The following is a 17055-nucleotide window of genomic DNA, read 5'->3' as shown; positions in this document are numbered from 1 at the left end:
CCCCGCACGGCCCGCGCGCGCCGCCAGGCTAGCCTGTCGCAGTGAGTCGGGTCCTGCTGGTAACCAACGACTTTCCGCCCCGGCCGGGCGGCATCCAGTCCTACCTCAACGACTTCGTCGGTCCGCTGGTCGCCGCCGGATCGCATTCGGTGACCGTGTACGCGCCGCAATGGAAGGGCGCCGACGCCTTCGACGACTCGGCCAAAGCGGCCGGCTATCGGGTGGTCCGCCATCCGGGCACGCTGATGCTGCCGGGTCCGGCGGTCGATTCCCGGATGCGCCGGCTGATCGCCGACAACGGCATCGACACCGTCTGGTTCGGCGCGGCGGCGCCGCTGGCGCTGCTCGCCCAGCGCGCCCGCCAGGCCGGGGCGACCCGGGTGGTGGCCAGCACGCACGGTCACGAGGTGGGCTGGTCGATGCTGCCGGTCGCGCGGTCGGTGCTGCGCCGCATCGGCGACACCACCGACGTCGTCACCTTCGTCAGCCGCTACACCCGCGACCGGTTCGCGCCGGCGTTCGGGCCGCACGCCTCGTTGGAATACCTGCCGCCCGGGGTGAACACCGACCGGTTCCGGCCCGACCCCGCCGCGGGCGCCGCGCTGCGCGACCGGTATGGGCTCGGTGAGCGGCCCACCGTCGTGTGCGTGTCCCGCCTGGTCCCGCGCAAGGGCCAGGACATGCTGATCAAGGCGCTGCCGTCGATCCGGCAACGGGTCGACGGGGCGGCCCTGGTGATCGTCGGCGGCGGCCCCTATCTGGACTCGCTGCGCAAGCTGGCGCGCGATTGCGGGGTGGCCGACCAGGTGACGTTCACCGGCGGCGTGCCGGCCGCCGAGCTCCCGGCCCATCACGCGCTGGCCGACGTCTTCGCCATGCCATGCCGCACCCGCGGTGCCGGCATGGACGTCGAGGGGCTGGGCATCGTGTTCCTCGAGGCGTCGGCGACGGGCAAGCCGGTGATCGCCGGCGACTCCGGCGGCGCTCCAGAAGCCGTGCAGCACAACAAGACTGGGCTGGTGGTCGATGGGCGCTCGCGGGACGCCGTCGCCGACGCGGTCAGCGCGGTGCTCGGCGATCGGGATCGGGCGGCCGCGATGGGCGCGGCCGGACGCGAGTGGGCGCTGGGCCACTGGCGGTGGGACGTGCTCGCGGCGCGGCTGGCCGGGCTTCTGCGGGCCTAGAGGGCGGCTCGAGCGTCACGCCAGCGTGACGCTCGCGGGCGAGGCGGGCGCGCTATTCCTTCTCGTAGATCGACTCGATGTCGGCGGCGAACTTCTCGGCGACCACGTTGCGCTTGACCTTCATCGTCGGCGTCAGCTCACCGGTGTCCTCGGTGAAGTCGACCGGCAGGATGCGGAACTTGCGGATGGACTCCGCGTGCGACACCGCCAGGTTGGCGTGCTTGACGGCCGCATCCACCTCGGCGATGAGGTCGGGGTCGGTGGCCAGGTCGCCCACCGACGCGTCGGCGGCCTTGTGGTTGCGTTCCTTCCAGGCGCCGAACGCCTCGGGGTCGATCGTGATCAGGGCGCCGATGAACGGCTTGGCGTCGCCCACCACCATGGCCTGGCTGATCAGGGCGTGCGCCCGCAGCTGGTCCTCGAGCACCGCCGGCGCGACGTTCTTGCCGCCCGCGGTGACGATGATCTCCTTCTTGCGGCCGGTGATCTTCAGGAAGCCGTCCTCGTCCAGCGCGCCGAGGTCGCCGGTCTTGAACCAGCCGTCGGTGAACGCGTCGTTGGTGGCCTGCTCGTTGCGCCAGTAGCCGCTGAACACCACGCCGCCGCGCACCAGCAGCTCGCCGTCCTCGGCGATGCGCATGCTGTTGCCCGGCAACAGCGTTCCGACCGTCCCGATCCTGACGTTGCCGACCTGGTTGACCGTGATGGCCGAGCTGGTCTCGGTCAGGCCGTAGCCCTCGTGGATCGTCAAACCCACGCCGCGGTAGAAGTGGCCCAGCCGCGCCCCCAGCGGGGCCCCGCCCGAAACCGACGCGTGGCATTCACCGCCCAGGGCGGCGCGCAACTTGTGGTAGACCAGCCGGTCGAACACCGCGTGCTTGGCGCGCAGCACCAGCCCCGGCCGGCCGCGGTCCTGGGCCTGGCTCCAGTCGACGGCGGTCTGCACGGCGGCCGCGAAGATCCGCCCCTTGCCGTCGTTGACGGCGTTCTGCTCGGCGGTGTTGTAGACCTTCTCGAACACCCGCGGCACCGACACCACCACCGTCGGCTTGAACACCGCGAACATCGGCAGCAGGTTCTTGATGTCGCTGGTGAACCCGACCGTCACCTTGTTGGCGAACGCCGAGAGCGTCAGCGAGCGCGCCAGCACGTGGGCCAGCGGCAGGAAGATCAGCAGCCGCTGCCCCTCGTCCAGCAGGGTGGGCAGGCATTCCTTGGCGCCCCGGGTCTCGTACAGCAGGTTGGAGTGGGTCAGCTGGCAGCCCTTGGGCCGCCCGGTGGTCCCCGAGGTGTAGATGAGCGTGGCCGGGTCGTCGGCGCGCAGCGCCTCCTGGCGGGCGGTCAGCTCCGGGGGCTCGACCGACTCGCCGGCCTCGGCGAGCTGATCCAGCGCCTTCGGGCCCGAGCCGTCGATGTGCAGCACGCGGCGCAGCGCCGGCAGCTCGGCGGTGAGCTCGGTGACCATCGCGGCGTGCGCGTCGGTTTCGGCGAACGCCAGCACCGCCTCGGAGTCCTGCAGCACCCAGCGCACCTGCTCGGCCGACGACGTCTCGTAGATCGGCACGGTGACCGCGCCCACGGACAGGATCGCGAGGTCGATGATCGCCCACTCGTAGCGGGTGGCCGAGAAGATGGACACCCGGTCACCGGCCTGCACCCCGAGCCCGATCAGGCCCAGCGCCGCCGAGCGGACCTGTTTGGCCACCTCGGCGCAGGTGACGTCGGTCCAGACGCCGTCGACCTGGCGCCGGAAGATGACGAAGCCGGGGTCTTGCTGCTCGTGCTCGAAGACCATGGCCGCGATGTTGTCGTGCTCGCCGACGGAGAAGCGGGCGGGGACACTGTACTCACGCACTCTTACTGACCTCGTTTGGCTAGTGACGTATCCGGGGGACGGCTTGATGTCGTCCAGCCTAATCCGCGCATTCACGCAGGAACGGTGGCAGTCTGCCGGGCCTCGGGCGAGGTGTGTGAAGCTGAGGTGGTGAACAGCATCCAGATCGCCGACGAGACGTTCATCGCCGCCGACGGCGCGCGGGTCGGCGCCGCCGTCTCCGATCCGTCGTGCTGGCGTCGCTGGTGGCCGGACCTGCGCCTGCAGGTCGTCGAGGACCGCGCCGACAAGGGCATCCGTTGGGCGGTCACCGGCGCGTTGACCGGCACCATGGAGATCTGGCTGGAACCGTCGCTCGATGGGGTGGTGCTGCACTATTTCCTGCACGCCGAACCCACCGGGGTGGCGGCCTGGCAGCTGGCGAAGCTCAATCTGGCGAAAATGACACACCGCCGTCGGGTGGCGGGAAAGAAAATGGCCTTCGAGGTCAAAACGACGCTGGAACGCCTCCGCCCGGTCGGAGTTTCTCCGGTAGTTTAGCCGGGTCAGGTTTGCAGGGGAGAGTACCGTTTCGGACCGGAGGCCCGGGGGGTAGACCCGCACGGTAGTTTCCCCGCCGGCGGCGTCGACCGCTTGCAGGAGAGAGGGCAACACCAGGTGGCGGAGAAGACGTCGCAGACCATCTACATCGAGGCCGACCCGGGCACGGTGATGGACGTGATCGCGGATATCGATTCCTACCCGCAGTGGATCTCCGAATACCGGGAGGCCGAGGTCCAGGAGACGGACGCCGACGGCTACCCCAAGGTCGCGCGGGTGGTGCTGGACGCCGCGGTGCTCAAGGACACGTTGGTCATGTCCTACCAGTGGCCCAAGGACCGGCAGTCGGTCAGTTGGACGCTGGTCTCCAGCTCCTTGCTGCGTTCCCTGGAGGGCACATATCGGTTGGCGCCCAAGGGATCTGGCACCGAGGTCACCTACGAGCTCTCGGTCGACCTCGCCGTCCCCATGATCGGATTGCTCAAACGCAAGGCCGAGCGCCGGCTGACCGACACCGCGTTGAAGGATCTGAAGAAACGAGTCGAGGGCTGAGTGAGTCCAACGAATCGCGGGCGTCCACCCCGGCCCGGATCAGTCTATTCGTTGGCAAGGGCGGGGTAGGAAAATCCACGCTGGCGTGCGCCACCGCGGTCAGTGCCGCGAGCGCCGGCCAGCGGGTGCTGGTGGTGTCCACCGACCAGGCGCACTCACTCGGCGACGTGTTCGGCGTCCCCGTCCCGCCGAGCCAGGGCGAACTGGTTCGGGTGCTTGCCGATGACGAGCAGGCCGGCGGGGGCTTTCTCGACGCGCTGGCCCTGGACACTCTGGCCCTGCTCGAGTCGCGCTGGCGCGACGTGGTCGACACCCTGGATCGGCGGTTCCCCGAATCCGAACTGAGTACCATTGCGCCGGAAGAACTTTCGGCACTACCGGGCGTTCAGGAAGTGCTCGGCCTGCACGCCGTCGGTGAGCTGGCCGTCTCCGGGGGCTGGGACCGCGTCGTCGTGGACTGTGCCTCGACCGCCGACGCGTTGCGCATGTTGACCCTGCCCGCCACCTTCGGGCTCTACGTCGAGCGGGCGTGGCCGCGGCATCGGCGGCTGTCCATCGGCGCCGACGACGCCCGGTCGGCGGCGGTGGTGGAACTGCTCGAACGCATCAGCTCTAGCGTCGAGGGGCTGGGCGCCCTGCTGACCGACGGCGAATTGGTCAGCGCGCATTTGGTGTTGACCCCGGAGCGAGTGGTGGCGGCCGAGGCGGCCCGGACGCTGGGCTCGCTGGCGTTGATGGGCGTGCGCGTCGAGGAGCTGATCGTCAATCAGGTTCTGACCGAAGACGATTCTTACGAATACCGCAACCTGCCCGATCACCCCGCGTTTTACTGGTACGCCGAACGCATTTCCGAACAACGTGGTGTTCTCGACGAGCTCGACGCCACCATTGGTGAGGTGGCCCTGGTGATGACTCCGCACCTGTCCGGCGAGCCGATCGGCGCCAAGGCGCTGGGCGCGTTGCTCGACAGCGCGCGCCGGCGCGGCGGCGCCGCGCCGCCGGGACCGCTGCGGCCGACGGTGGACCTGGAATCCGGAACGGGACTTGGTTCCGTCTACCGAATGCGGCTAGCGTTGCCGCAACTCGATCCGTCTGGGCTGACGCTGGGTCGCGTCGATGACGACCTCATCATCAGCGCGGGCGGATTGCGGCGCAGGGTTCGGCTGGCGTCTGTGCTCCGGCGGTGCACGGTGCTGGACGCACACCTGCGGGGCGGCGAGCTGACAGTCCGATTTCGACCAGACCCGGAGGTGTGGCCTAAGTGAGTGAGGGTCATTCCGAGATCGGTCCGGAGCTGCGCAGGCTCGCCCAGGCGATCCTGGACGGGATCGACCCGGCGATGCGGACGGCGGCCGCGCTGACGGCGGGCCGGGGCGTCGGGACGGGGAAGTGTCAGCAGGTGTGGTGCCCGGTGTGCGCGCTGGCCGCGCTGGCGACCGGCGACCAGCACCCCTTGATCACCGTGATCGCCGACCACAGCATCGCCCTGCTCGAGGTGGTACGCGCCATGCTCGACGACGTCAACGGCGCGGCGCCCCCGCCACCGGACGGGCCGCCCGGCGACGGCGTCACCGAGGCGGAGACCCCGGACGCCGCCACCCGGACCCGCTATCAGCCGATCCCGGTCACCGTCGAGGAGTAACCGGCTGCGCCGAAGGTGGTCCCGTGCGCAAGCGATGGGTACAGTTGGCGCAGAACGGCGGGCGAGAGGGAGGGCCATGTGGTACTGGCTATTCAAGTACGTGCTCCTCGGCCCGTTGCTGGCCTTGCTCGGCCGCCCAAAAGTTGAAGGGCTGGAACACATTCCGAGTTCCGGTCCGGCGATCCTGGCCAGCAATCACCTGGCGGTGATGGACAGCTTCTATCTGCCCTTGGTGGTGCGTCGGCGGATCACATTCCTGGCGAAGGCCGAATACTTCACCGGAACCGGCCTGAAGGGTTGGTTTCAGCGCTGGTTTTTCACCGCCGTCGGCCAGGTGCCGATCGACCGGACCGACGCCGACAGCGCGCAGGCCGCGCTGACCACCGCCGAGCGGCTGCTGTCCCAGGGCAAGCTGCTGGGGATGTACCCCGAGGGCACCCGCTCGCCCGACGGCCGGCTGTACAAGGGCAAGACCGGCCTCGCGCGGCTGGCCCTGCACACCGGGGTGCCCGTGATCCCGGTCGCGATGATCGGCACCAACGTCGTCAACCCGCCCGGCACGAACATGCTGCGCTTCGGGCGGGTGACCGTGCGCTTCGGCAAGCCGATGGACTTCTCCCGTTTCGAGGGGCTGGCCGGCAACCGTTTCATCGAGCGGGCCGTCATCGACGAGGTGATCTACGAGCTGATGGGGCTGTCCGGCCAGGAGTACGTGGACATCTACGCCGCCAGCCTCAAGGAACGCCGCAACGGTGACGGATCGTCCAGCCAGGCCGAGCGGATCCCGGAAACCGCCGCCGGCTAGGTGTACCCGGTTATCCGGCGGCTGTCACCGGCGTCAATTGCTGCGGTGCCGTATCCCGCGACGGCGTGCGGGCGGTGACCGTCAGCCCGGCCACGACCAGGACCGCCAGCGCCCACCACACGTAGGACATCCCCGCCAGCTGGCGCCACCAGGCCGCGGTCGCCTCGTGGTGCTTGGGCAGCAGGTCGATCGGCGACCACCGCATCAGCGCGACACCGGCGAGGCCGACCACGGCCAGCGCCACGTTGCGGCGCCGCCAGGCCAGCACGGCGAGCACCACGACCGTCGGCAACCCCCACACCCAGTGGTGCGACCACGAGACCGGCGAGACCACCAGGCCGAAGAGCGCAACGCACACCACCGCAAGCGCGGGCTCGTCGGCCCGCAGCACCCTGCGCATCGCCCATACGGTCAGCGCCAGCACGAGCAGGCAGGCCGCCACCCACAGCAGGAAGCGCGGCTGCTCACCCAGGCCGATCCGGGCCAGCGCCCCGGCGATGTTCTGATCGGTGTTCAACGCCGCCTCGCCGATCCGGTCCGTGTGTTGCAGTGTGTGCGTCCAGTACTCCCACGAATCGCTCCACGCCAGAACGAAACCGACCGTCGTCGCCGCCACGAAGGACAGCACCGCCGTCAGCGCCGCACGGTTGTCGCGGCGCAGCAGGAAGTAGAGCAGGAAGACCGCCGGCGTCAGTTTGAGCGCGATGCCCAGCCCCAGCAGAAGGCCGCGCGGCCACGGCGTGCGACGGGGCATGCAGTCCGCGATCACCAGGGTCATCAGCACGACGTTGATCTGGCCGAAGGCGAAGTTGGAGGTGATGGGTTCCAGCCACAGCGTCGCCCCGACGGTGATGACGATGGCCAGCCACCAGCGGCGCAGCCAGGCCGGGCCGGGCAACGCCGACGAGGCGGCCCAGACGTCCAGGCGGGTCAGCACGATCACGGTCGACACCACCAGCAGCACCAAGGTCAGCGCGGTGATCGCGACGCTGGCGGCCGGCATGTGCAGCCAGGCGAATGGGCAGAACACGATCGCCGCCAGCGGGGGGTAGGTGAACGGCAGGTCAAGGCCGATCGGCGTGTGGAACAGCACCTCGCCGTGGTACAGCGAATGCCCGTGCATCCAGGCTTGCGCGCCCATCTGGTACACGTCTATGTCGATGCGGTAGGGGATGTGCCCGAACAGTTGCCAACCCGCGTAGCCCAGCCCCGCCGCCGCCAGCACCCAAAGTCCGCACCACAACAGCACCTGACCGGGGCCACGTTTGCTTGGTAAGCCCTGGTCGGGCGCCCGCCATTTACTCATGTCGCACAACAGCGTAATCGGTGGGTGGGCGTGGCACGTGGCACAGCGCGGCTCCCGCGGCGTCGGCGCTCACAGGCGTAGGTTTCAAGAGTGCTCCACTGGTTCGTGCTGCGGGTGACCCACTGGTTCGCGCACGACATCATCGAGGCCGGCCGGTTGCCCCTGCTGTGTTGCCTGGTGGCGTTCATCCTCACGTTCTTCGTCACCCGATCTTTCGTGCGCTTCATCCGCCACCGCGCCGACGCCGGCCGCCCCGCCCGATGGTGGCACCCGCGCAACGTGCACGTCGGTGGGATCCACATCCACCACGTGACGTTCGGGGTGGTGTTGGTGTTGCTGTCGGGCCTGACGCTGGTCACGCTGTCCATCGACGGGCAAGAGCCCGACTTCACCTTGGCCGCAATCTTTTTCGGGATCGGGGCCGCCCTGGTGCTCGACGAGTACGCGCTGATCCTGCACCTGTCGGACGTCTACTGGTCCGAGGATGGGCGGACCTCGGTGGACGCGGTGTTCGCGGCGGTGGGCGTGGCCGGTCTGCTGATCATGGGCCTGCACCCGCTGATGTTCTTCCTGCCGATCTGGGAGGGCGCCGAATCGTGGCCGCTGCGGGCCGCGGTGGCCGGCGCCTTGGTGTTGACGCTGCCGATGGCCGTGGTGGTGGTGCTCAAGGGCAAGGTGTGGACCGGTTTGCTCGGCATGTTCATCGTCGTCCTGCTGGTCATCGGCGCCATCCGGTTGTCGCGCCCGCACGCACCCTGGGCCCGCTGGCGCTATACCGTCCAGCCCGACAAGATGCGGCGCGCGCTGCAGCGGGAACGCCGGCTGCGCCGCCCGGTCGTGCGGGCCAAGCTGTGGGTCCAGTGTGCGATCGCGGGCACCCCGAGCCTGCCCGACGAACGCGCGGTCGACGCCCAGCTCGACCACGACGTCCACGCGGCACCCCCGCCCACCGAGCCGATCCTGATCGGCAGATAGCCGGCTCGCCGGCCGTATCGACGGGCCGCCTCCTTACTCGCGCGGTTCCCGCGCTCGCCGTCGCCGGCCGTATCGACGGGCCGCCTCCTTACTCGCGCGGTTCCCGCGCTCGCCGTCGCCGGCCGTAGGCTTGCTCCGGTGCGGTACTTCTACGACACCGAATTCATCGAGGACGGCCGCACCATCGAGTTGATCTCGATCGGGGTGGTCGCCGAGGACGGCCGCGAGTATTACGCCGTGTCCACGGAATTCGACCCCGAGCGCGCCGGCGCCTGGGTGCGCGCCAACGTGCTGCCCAAGCTGCCGTCGCCGGCGTCGCAGCTGTGGCGCTCCCGCAGGCAGATTCGCCTGGACCTGGAGGAGTTCTTCGGCGTCGCCGGCACCGAGCCGATCGAGTTGTGGGCCTGGATCGGCGCCTACGACCACGTGGCCCTGTGCCAGCTGTGGGGCACGATGCCCGAGTTGCCGCGGGCGCTGCCCCGCTTCACCCGGGACCTGCGGCAACTTTGGGAGGACCGGGGGTGCCCGCCGATGCCGCCGCGGTCCCGCGACGCCCACGACGCGCTGGTCGACGCCCGCGACCAGCTGCGCCGATTCCGTCTGATCACAGCTGCGGACGCCGGCGGCCACGGGGGCGATCCGGACGGGGGAGCATCGCCCGAACGACGTTCGCGCTGATCAGTCACCCTCGCGGCCCGGTTACCATGGACCGATGAACTGGACAGTCGACATCCCGATCGACCAGCTGCCGTCGCTGCCCCCGTTACCGAGCGACCTGCGGGCGCGGCTGGACGCCGCGCTGGCCAAGCCGGCGGCCCAGCAGCCCAGCTGGCCTGCCGACCAGGCGACGGCGATGCGCACCGTCCTGGAGAGCGTGCCGCCGGTCACGGTGCCGTCGGAGATCCTGCGGCTGCAGGAGCAGCTGGCCCAGGTGGCCAAGGGCGAGGCGTTCCTGCTGCAGGGCGGCGACTGTGCCGAGACCTTCACCGACAACACCGAACCCCACATCCGGGGCAACATCCGCGCCCTGCTGCAGATGGCCGTGGTGCTCACCTACGGCGCCAGCATGCCGGTGGTCAAGGTGGCCCGCATCGCCGGCCAGTACGCCAAGCCGCGGTCGGCCGACATCGACGCCCTGGGGTTGCGGTCCTACCGCGGGGACATGATCAACGGCTTCGCGCCGGATGCGGCCGCCCGCGAGCACGACCCGTCGCGGCTGGTGCGCGCCTACGCCAACGCCAGTGCGGCGATGAACCTGGTGCGGGCGCTGACGTCCTCGGGGCTGGCGTCGCTGCATCTGGTCCACGACTGGAACCGGGAATTCGTGCGGACGTCGCCGGCCGGCGCGCGCTACGAGGCGCTGGCCACCGAAATCGACCGGGGCCTGCGGTTCATGAGTGCGTGCGGCGTGGCCGACCGCAACCTGCAGACCGCCGAAATCTACGCCAGCCATGAGGCTTTGGTGCTCGACTACGAGCGGGCCATGCTGCGGCTGTCGGAAAGCGACGACGGCGAGCCGCAGCTATTCGACCTGTCGGCGCACACCGTCTGGATCGGCGAGCGCACCCGCCAGCTCGACGGCGCGCACATCGCGTTCGCGGAGGTGATCGCCAACCCGATCGGCGTGAAGATCGGCCCGACGATGACCCCGGAACTGGCCGTCGAATACGTGGAACGCCTCGACCCGAACAACAAGCCCGGCCGGTTGACCTTGGTGAGCCGGATGGGCAACAACAAGGTGCGCGACCTGCTGCCCCCCATCGTGGAGAAGGTCCAGGCCACCGGTCACCAGGTGATCTGGCAGTGCGACCCCATGCACGGCAACACCCACGAGTCGTCCAACGGGTACAAGACCCGGCACTTCGACCGCGTCGTCGACGAGGTGCAGGGCTTCTTCGAGGTGCACCGCGCGCTGGGCACCCACCCGGGCGGCATCCACGTCGAGATCACCGGCGAGGACGTCACCGAATGCCTCGGTGGGGCGCAAGACATTTCGGACCTCGACCTGGCCGGGCGCTACGAGACCGCCTGCGACCCGCGGCTGAACACCCAGCAGTCGCTGGAGTTGGCCTTCCTGGTCGCCGAGATGCTGCGCGACTAGAACAGTCCGTTCAGGTTGCTGCCGATCGTCCACGCCGCGGTGGCGACCATCCCGGTGAGCGCCAGCACCAGCGCGAACCAGATCAGCACCAGGCGCCGGCCGCGCTGGCGGGCGTATGCGAACTCGGCGATCGGAATGCCCGCGAATTCGCCTGTGACAGGGGCGTATTCGTAGTCCTCGTCGGGCTCGTCGTCGGACACCGGCGCGCGCGGCGGCTCCGAGAGGCCCTCGGGGCCGCGGGTCAGCTGGCGGGTGGGGTGGCGGACCGGTGCGGGCTGTTGCGCGCCGGCCGGACGCTGGCTCAGGCGGCTGTGGTGCAGCGCCGCCGACCGGTGTTGCGCGGAATTGCGCGGCGCGGGGACGGAGAAGTCCGGCAGCGCAAGCTCTTCGGCGATCGCGTCCAGCTCGGTGCCCATCTCGATCGCGTCGGCGTACCGGTTGGCCGGGTCGCGCGCGGTCGCGCGCCGCACGAACTCGTCGAACTGCGGGGGCACACCGTCGATCGCCGCGCTGGGCGGCGGCACCTCGGTGTCCAGCCGTTGGTACGCGATGGCCAGCGGCGAGTCGCCCGTGAACGGGGTGCGCCCGGTCAGCAGCTCGTAGGCGAGGATTCCGGCGGAGTACACGTCGCTGCGCGGGCTGGCGTCACCGTCGCGCACCTGTTCGGGCGACAGGTAGGCGACGGTGCCCAAAATGACGCTGGTGGAAGTGATTCCGGCGGCGGCCACGGCACGGACCAGGCCGAAATCGGCGATCTTGACGTCGCCGTCGTCGGAGATCAGCACGTTCTCGGGCTTGACGTCGCGATGGACCAGGCCGGACCGGTGCGCGGCCGCGAGCCCGCCCAGCACGGGACGCAGCACCGCGGCCACGGCATAGGGCGGCATCGGCCCGCGCTCGGCCAGCAGCTCGCGCAGCGTCCCGCCCTCGACGAGCTCCATCACCAAGAAGGGGTGCCGGGAGTCCAGGCCCTGGTCGTAGACGGCGACCAGGCCGGGGTCCTTGAGCCGCGCGACCGTGCGGGCCTCGCGCTGGAAGCGCGTCAGGAACTGCTCGTCGCCGGCGTAGCGGGAATCCATCACCTTCACCGCGACGGGGCGGTCGAGCCGGGTGTCGAGGCCGCGGTACACCGTCGACGTGCCGCCGCTGGCGATCTTCGACTGCACCAGGTAGCGGCCGTCCAGCAATGCACTGTCCAAGGGGTCTCCCGTCGGGGGTCCGGCCACGGGGCCATCGTAGGGGTGACGGTGCAATCGGGCGGAAAAACATGCCTTCACAAGGCCGTGGCAAGGCCTACACTTGCGCCGTGAGCAGTGTTCCTGCCGGCGACGATGTATTGGATCCCGACGAGCCGACCTACGACCTGCCGCGGGTCGCCGAATTGCTCCGGATTTCGGTCAGCAAGGTGCAGCAGCAACTCCGGGAAGGCCACCTGGTCGCGGTGAAGCGCGACGGCGGCGTGGTGGTGCCGCAGGTGTTCTTTACCAAGTCCGGTGAGGTGGTCAAGAGCCTGCCCGGGCTGCTGACCATCCTGCACGACGGCGGCTACCACGACACGGAGATCGTGCGGTGGCTGTTCACCCCCGACCCGTCGCTGACGATCACCCACGACGGCAGCCGGGATTCCATCAGCAACGCCCGCCCCGTCGACGCCCTACACGCGCATCAGGCGCGGGAGGTCGTGCGCCGGGCGCAGGCCATGGCTTACTGAGCGGCGAGCGCGGCTTCCTCGGCTTGGCCGGCCCGCCGGTCGGGGGCGCGGTGCAGGCTGTACCAGGCGATCAGCGCGCAGGCGGTGGCCAGCAAGAAGTGCAGCCACGAGTACATCCCGTGTGAGCCATCGGGTTTGAAGATCACCATCACCCACGTGGACAGGCCGGCGATGATCGCGATCGCCCGTCGGGACTGCGCCAGCGGGGCGACCACCGCCAGCGGCCAGGAGTAGTACCACGGCAAGGCCGCGGGGACGAACAGCACCACGACGAGCATCGAGATCGCGATGCCGGTCAGTGCCTCCCGATCGTCGCGCCGGAACCGCCACCACAACAGCGGCAGCGCCATGGCGATGACGGCGACCCCGACGAGGCGGGCGATCCGCAGCATCGGGTAGAAGTGCACCGGGAAGAACCCGCTGAACACGGCGTGGATGATGTTGGCGGCCGCGGTCGGCACCGTCAGCCAGTTGATGATCTTCACCGACCCGGCCAGCGCCGTCAGCCAGCCCAGCCCGACGCCGGCCACGGCCGACAGGATGCCGAACACGACGACGAAGATCAGCAGCGACATGGCCGCGGCGGCCACGAATGCCGTGGCCGGCCGGTAGCCGCGACGGTCGCGCAGGTGCCGCATCCACACCCACACCATGAACGGCAGGGCGATCCCGGCCGTGGCCTTGACCGCGATCGCCACGGTGATCAGCGTCGTGCCCAGGACGTGGCGCCCGGCGAAGCTCAGCGCGATGCCAGCGGCCATCAGTCCCACCATGAGCATCTCGTTGTGCACCCCGCCCATCAGGTGGATGAGCACCAGCGGGTTGAGCACGCAGATCCACAGGGCCGTCGAGCCGTCGTTGCCCAGGTGGCGGGCCAGGCGGGGGGCGGCCCAGATCAGCAGGGCCAGCCCCGGCAGCATGCACAGGCGCAGCAGCGCCGTTCCGGCCACCACGTTGTTGCCGACGGCCATGGTGACCAGCTTTGCCACCAGAATGAACGCGGGGCCGTAGGGGGCGGTGGTGATCGTCCAGATGGGACTTACGTTGTCCAGCAAGCTGTTCGGGTTGGCGACCGGTCCGACGGCGTACGGATCCAGGCCGTCGCGCAGCAGCGCGCCCTGGGCCAGGTACGAGTAGGTGTCCCGGCTGAAGACGGGCACCGACACCAGCAATGGCACCAGCCAGAAGCCGGTGGTGGCCTTCATCATGAACTCGGTCACTTCGCCGGCCAGCACGCGCAGGCCCAAACCCAGCCACGCGATCAGCATCAGGCCCACGCCGGTCCACAACACCACGGACGACAACACCAGGCCGTGGCCGAAACGCAGCCAGGACATGTGCATTGATTCCAGCAGCGGGTCGTGTTGGCGGGTGCTGCCCGCGCCAAGGCCGCCCACGGTGATCAGCGCCGCGCCGAGCATGCCCAGCTTCGCCGGCCGGGCGTCCTCGGAAACGGCGAACGCGCGCAACCGCGAAAAGCCGCCGCCGCCAGCCGGTTTCGCTGCCGGCGAGCCGGAGGGCGGGGTGTGCGTGGGAGTGGTCATCGGTTCAGGCGGACCGGTCGGTGGCCAGCCTGGCCAGGTCGGTGAGTCCGGCTTTGGCCGCCGCGTCGATGGGTGCGGCCGCCAGCGCGGCCAGCGCGCGTCGGGTCAGCTCGCCGATGCGTTGCTCCGCCGCGGCCAGGGCGCCCACCGACTCGATCACCTCGCGCAGCCGGTCCACCTGCTCGTCGGTCAGCTGCGCGCCGATCGAATCGCGTAACAGCTTGGCGGCCAACGGATCTGACCGCTCAGCCAACTCGACGGCCTCGGCCAGTAGCACGGTGCGCTTGCCCGACCGCAGGTCGTCACCCGACGGCTTGCCGGTCACCGCCGGATCCCCGAACACGCCCAGCACGTCGTCGCGGAGCTGAAACGCCACCCCGAGGTCGGTCCCGAACCGGCCGAAGACCTCCTGCACGTCGGGCCGGTCGGCGGCGGCGGCCGCCCCCAACTGCAGCGGCCGCGACACCGTGTAACAGGCGGTCTTGTAGGTATCGACGTTCATCGCCGACGCGATCGACTCGGCGGCGCTGGCCTCGGCGACGATGTCCAGGAATTGGCCGCCCAGCACCTCGGTGCGGATTTCGGCCCATACCCGCTGGACGCGCCGCGCGGCGTCCGGCGCCAGGCCCGCGCGAAGCACGATGTCGTCGGCCCACGACAACGCGAGGTCGCCGAGCAGGATGGCGGCCGACAGCCCGAACCGCTCCGGGGAGCCGCGCCACTGCCGGTCGCGATGCAGGGCCGCGAACCGGACATGCGCGGTGGGCCGGCCGCGGCGGGTCGAGGAGTCGTCGATCACGTCGTCGTGCACCAGGGCGCAGGCGTGCAGCAGCTCCAGCGCGGAAAACAGCAGCAGCACTTCGGAATCGGGTTCCCCGGCCGCGACGGCCCGCCAGCCCCAGTAGGCGAAGGCCGGCCGCAGCCGCTTGCCCCCGTTGAGCACGAAATCCTCGAGCGCCCCGACCATGAGTTCGTAGTCGCTGCCGATGTAGGCGGTGTCGGCGCGCCGGTCGCGCAGGTATTGCCGAAGCCGATCGGTGATCGCGCCGGTCAACTCGACGGTTGCCGCTGCCGCTGGGGCGTTGGGGCTCAGCGCGGCACCCCTTTCTGCTCGACTTTCTGCTCGACGCGGCACGGTTTGTCGCGGGCCCGACCAGTGTATTCGGCGCCGCACCGGGGATCTTGGCAAGTAGCCCCCCGCCTATGCTGTCGGGGTGCCGGGACCGCCCACTGCCGTGCGGCCGGGGAAGCTCAAGCCGCTAGTCGTCGGATGGAGAGAAGCCGCGTGACACTCAACACCATTGCGCTCGAGCTAGTGCCGCCCAACGCCGACGAAGGCCGGGAGCGGGCGCTCGAAGACGCGCGAAAAGTGGTGCAGTTCTCGGCGGAAACCGGTCTGGACGGCCGGCTGCGGCACGTGATGATCCCGGGCATCATCGCCGAGGACGACGACCGTCCGATCACGATGAAGACCAAACTGGACGTGCTGGACTTCTGGTCGATCGTCAAGCCCGAGCTGGCCGGGCTGCACGGCCTGTGCACCCAGGTGACCGCCTTCTCCGACGAGCCGTCGCTGCGCCGGCGGCTGACCGAGTTGCGCGCGGCCGGAATGGAGGGCGTGGTCTTCGTCGGCGTTCCGCGCACCATGAACGACGGTGAAGGCTCCGGCGTCGCCCCGACCGACGCCCTGTCCATCTACCGCGACCTGGTGCCCAACCGCGGGGTGATCCTGATCCCCACCCGGGACGGCGAACAGGGCCGGTTCAACTTCAAGTGCGACCAGGGCGCGACCTACGGCATGACCCAGCTGCTGTATTCGGACGCGATCGTGGGATTCCTGCGCGAATTCGCCGCCAGCACCGACCACCGGCCGGAGATCCTGCTGTCGTTCGGGTTCGTCCCGAAGATGGAGAGCCGGGTCGGCCTGATCAACTGGCTGATCCAGGACTCGGGTAACGCGGCGGTGGCCGCCGAGCAGGAATTCGTGAGGCGGCTGGCCGCCAGCGAACCGCCCGAGAAGCGCCAGCTGATGGTCGACCTGTACAAACGCGTGATCGACGGGGTCGCGGAGCTGGGCTTCCCGCTGAGCATCCACCTGGAGGCGACCTACGGCGTCTCGGCGCCCGCCTTCCAGACGTTCGCCGAGATGCTGGCGTACTGGTCACCCGCCCCGCAGGGCTAGCTCGGCGACTGGTCGCGCGGTGCGGTGAGCCGCGGGGAGCGGTCGCGGTTCATCCACGCCAGCAGCGCCACCACGCCGGCCGCCGCGAAGGACGCGATGCCCAGCCAGACGCCGGCCCCGGTGAACGACCGGGTGTTCGGGTCGGTGTAGCGGGCCTGGGCGGTCATCGTGGTCACCACGCCCGGCTTGAGTTTCCAGGACACCACGGTGGACTCGACCCGATCGCCGTTGGTGGAAGTCACCACGCCCGGGAAGGCGACGGTCAGCTCGACCTCGGCCTCGGAATCGGTCAGCGACGTCAGGTCCGCCCGGCCCTCCAGGATCACCAGGTTGCCGTTGCGGCGCAGCGACAGGTTGACGCCCTGCGCGTCGGAGTTCATGTTGGCCAGCTGCGGCAACTCCGCGAAGGTCAGATCGGAGAACACCGCCTGCGACCCGACGTAGCCGTCGCTGTCGTAGTTGGACACCGCCACCTTCTGGCTGAACGGCAGGTTGTTGCTGTCGAGCTGCGGGCCGGTGTCCTTGGGCGTCTTGGGTTTAGCGGCGGCGACGATCTCACCGGACACCAGGTCGTCGGGCGAGATGGTGAGCGACGCCCGCACCCGCAGGCACCCGGTGGCCAGCGGCACCAGCATGAGCAGCATCGCGATGGCCACCAAGCGGCGCCGCCGCGCGGTGA

General features: G+C 69.8%; 17 protein-coding genes. 11 read left to right on the top strand and 6 right to left on the bottom strand.

Translation table 11 applies throughout. The annotated features are described in order from the left end of the window. The first annotated feature begins 41 nt into the window (after positions 1–41). Complete coding sequence (pimB, locus tag WU80_RS07930) at positions 42–1184, top strand: GDP-mannose-dependent alpha-(1-6)-phosphatidylinositol monomannoside mannosyltransferase (protein WP_055401008.1); 1143 nt, start codon at positions 42–44, stop codon at positions 1182–1184. A 52-nt stretch (positions 1185–1236) separates the two neighbouring features. On the opposite strand, the gene WU80_RS07925 is transcribed toward pimB, so the two are convergent. Next, a complete protein-coding gene (locus tag WU80_RS07925; protein ID WP_055401006.1) occupies positions 1237–3039 on the bottom strand; it encodes a long-chain fatty acid--CoA ligase in 1803 nt (600 codons plus the stop codon). 129 nt (positions 3040–3168) lie between these two features. Between WU80_RS07925 and WU80_RS07920 the strand changes: the two genes are divergently transcribed. From WU80_RS07920 to WU80_RS07900, 5 genes are all read left to right on the top strand, one after another. Further along, positions 3169–3558, top strand: coding sequence for a hypothetical protein (locus WU80_RS07920; protein ID WP_055401057.1), 390 nt, complete (start codon positions 3169–3171; stop codon positions 3556–3558). 117 nt (positions 3559–3675) lie between these two features. Then, entirely contained in the window at positions 3676–4110 is a 435-nt protein-coding gene (locus tag WU80_RS07915) for an SRPBCC family protein (protein ID WP_055401004.1), read from the top strand. Then, positions 4107–5375, top strand: a complete 1269-nt coding sequence (locus tag WU80_RS07910; RefSeq protein ID WP_197281136.1) for an ArsA family ATPase — start codon at positions 4107–4109, stop codon at positions 5373–5375. Before WU80_RS07915 ends, WU80_RS07910 begins: the two co-directional genes overlap by 4 nt. After that, entirely contained in the window at positions 5372–5752 is a 381-nt protein-coding gene (locus tag WU80_RS07905; protein ID WP_055401000.1) for a hypothetical protein, read from the top strand. Before WU80_RS07910 ends, WU80_RS07905 begins: the two co-directional genes overlap by 4 nt. Before the next feature lie 76 nt (positions 5753–5828). Next, complete coding sequence (locus WU80_RS07900; RefSeq protein ID WP_055400998.1) at positions 5829–6557, top strand: 1-acyl-sn-glycerol-3-phosphate acyltransferase; 729 nt, start codon at positions 5829–5831, stop codon at positions 6555–6557. A 10-nt stretch (positions 6558–6567) separates the two neighbouring features. Here WU80_RS07900 and WU80_RS07895 read toward each other — a convergent pair whose 3' ends face one another. Next, on the bottom strand, positions 6568–7863 hold the full coding sequence (locus WU80_RS07895; RefSeq protein ID WP_055400996.1) for a glycosyltransferase 87 family protein: 1296 nt from the start codon (positions 7861–7863) through the stop codon (positions 6568–6570). Between the two features lie 108 nt (positions 7864–7971). Here WU80_RS07895 and WU80_RS07890 point away from each other — a divergent pair, with 108 nt between their 5' ends. The 3 genes from WU80_RS07890 (at position 7972) to WU80_RS07880 (ending at position 10939) form a co-directional block, all read left to right on the top strand. Next, on the top strand, positions 7972–8838 hold the full coding sequence (locus tag WU80_RS07890; RefSeq protein WP_156349465.1) for a hypothetical protein: 867 nt from the start codon (positions 7972–7974) through the stop codon (positions 8836–8838). 138 nt (positions 8839–8976) lie between these two features. Continuing rightward, a complete protein-coding gene (locus tag WU80_RS07885) occupies positions 8977–9516 on the top strand; it encodes a polyadenylate-specific 3'-exoribonuclease AS (protein ID WP_055400992.1) in 540 nt (179 codons plus the stop codon). Positions 9517–9550: 34 nt separating this feature from the next. Next, the gene (locus tag WU80_RS07880) at positions 9551–10939 is read left to right on the top strand and encodes a class II 3-deoxy-7-phosphoheptulonate synthase (RefSeq protein ID WP_055400990.1); all 1389 of its coding nucleotides are present in this window, start codon (positions 9551–9553) and stop codon (positions 10937–10939) included. Here the strand turns inward: WU80_RS07880 and WU80_RS07875 are convergent. Then, positions 10936–12165 (bottom strand): protein kinase, encoded by a 1230-nt coding sequence (locus WU80_RS07875; protein ID WP_197281134.1) that lies wholly within the window; start codon positions 12163–12165, stop codon positions 10936–10938. The genes WU80_RS07880 and WU80_RS07875 overlap by 4 nt on opposite strands. A gap of 80 nt (positions 12166–12245) precedes the next feature. On the opposite strand from WU80_RS07875, the gene WU80_RS07870 reads away from it, so the two are divergent. Continuing rightward, a complete protein-coding gene (locus WU80_RS07870) occupies positions 12246–12650 on the top strand; it encodes an Rv2175c family DNA-binding protein (protein ID WP_055400986.1) in 405 nt (134 codons plus the stop codon). Here WU80_RS07870 and WU80_RS07865 read toward each other — a convergent pair. Both WU80_RS07865 and idsA2 read right to left on the bottom strand, forming a co-directional pair. Continuing rightward, positions 12644–14194 (bottom strand): alpha-(1->6)-mannopyranosyltransferase A, encoded by a 1551-nt coding sequence (locus WU80_RS07865; protein WP_055400983.1) that lies wholly within the window; start codon positions 14192–14194, stop codon positions 12644–12646. The two genes, WU80_RS07870 and WU80_RS07865, sit on opposite strands and share 7 nt — an antisense overlap. A gap of 4 nt (positions 14195–14198) precedes the next feature. Next, positions 14199–15248: a bifunctional (2E,6E)-farnesyl/geranyl diphosphate synthase gene (gene idsA2 / locus WU80_RS07860; protein ID WP_055400981.1), complete on the bottom strand. Its 1050-nt coding sequence runs from the start codon at positions 15246–15248 to the stop codon at positions 14199–14201. 231 nt (positions 15249–15479) lie between these two features. On the opposite strand from idsA2, the gene WU80_RS07855 reads away from it, so the two are divergent. Beyond that, entirely contained in the window at positions 15480–16376 is an 897-nt protein-coding gene (locus tag WU80_RS07855) for a mycobacterial-type methylenetetrahydrofolate reductase (protein WP_055400979.1), read from the top strand. Here WU80_RS07855 and WU80_RS07850 read toward each other — a convergent pair. Continuing rightward, complete coding sequence (locus WU80_RS07850; RefSeq protein ID WP_055401055.1) at positions 16373–17020, bottom strand: DUF3153 domain-containing protein; 648 nt, start codon at positions 17018–17020, stop codon at positions 16373–16375. The genes WU80_RS07855 and WU80_RS07850 overlap by 4 nt on opposite strands. Positions 17021–17055: the final 35 nt, after the last annotated feature.

The sequence above is a fragment of the Mycobacterium sp. UM_11 genome, from assembly GCF_001414075.1.
Lineage (GTDB): Bacteria > Actinomycetota > Actinomycetes > Mycobacteriales > Mycobacteriaceae > Mycobacterium.
Note: the sequence above shows the minus strand (reverse complement) of the source record. Positions and strands in the feature narration are given on the sequence as shown.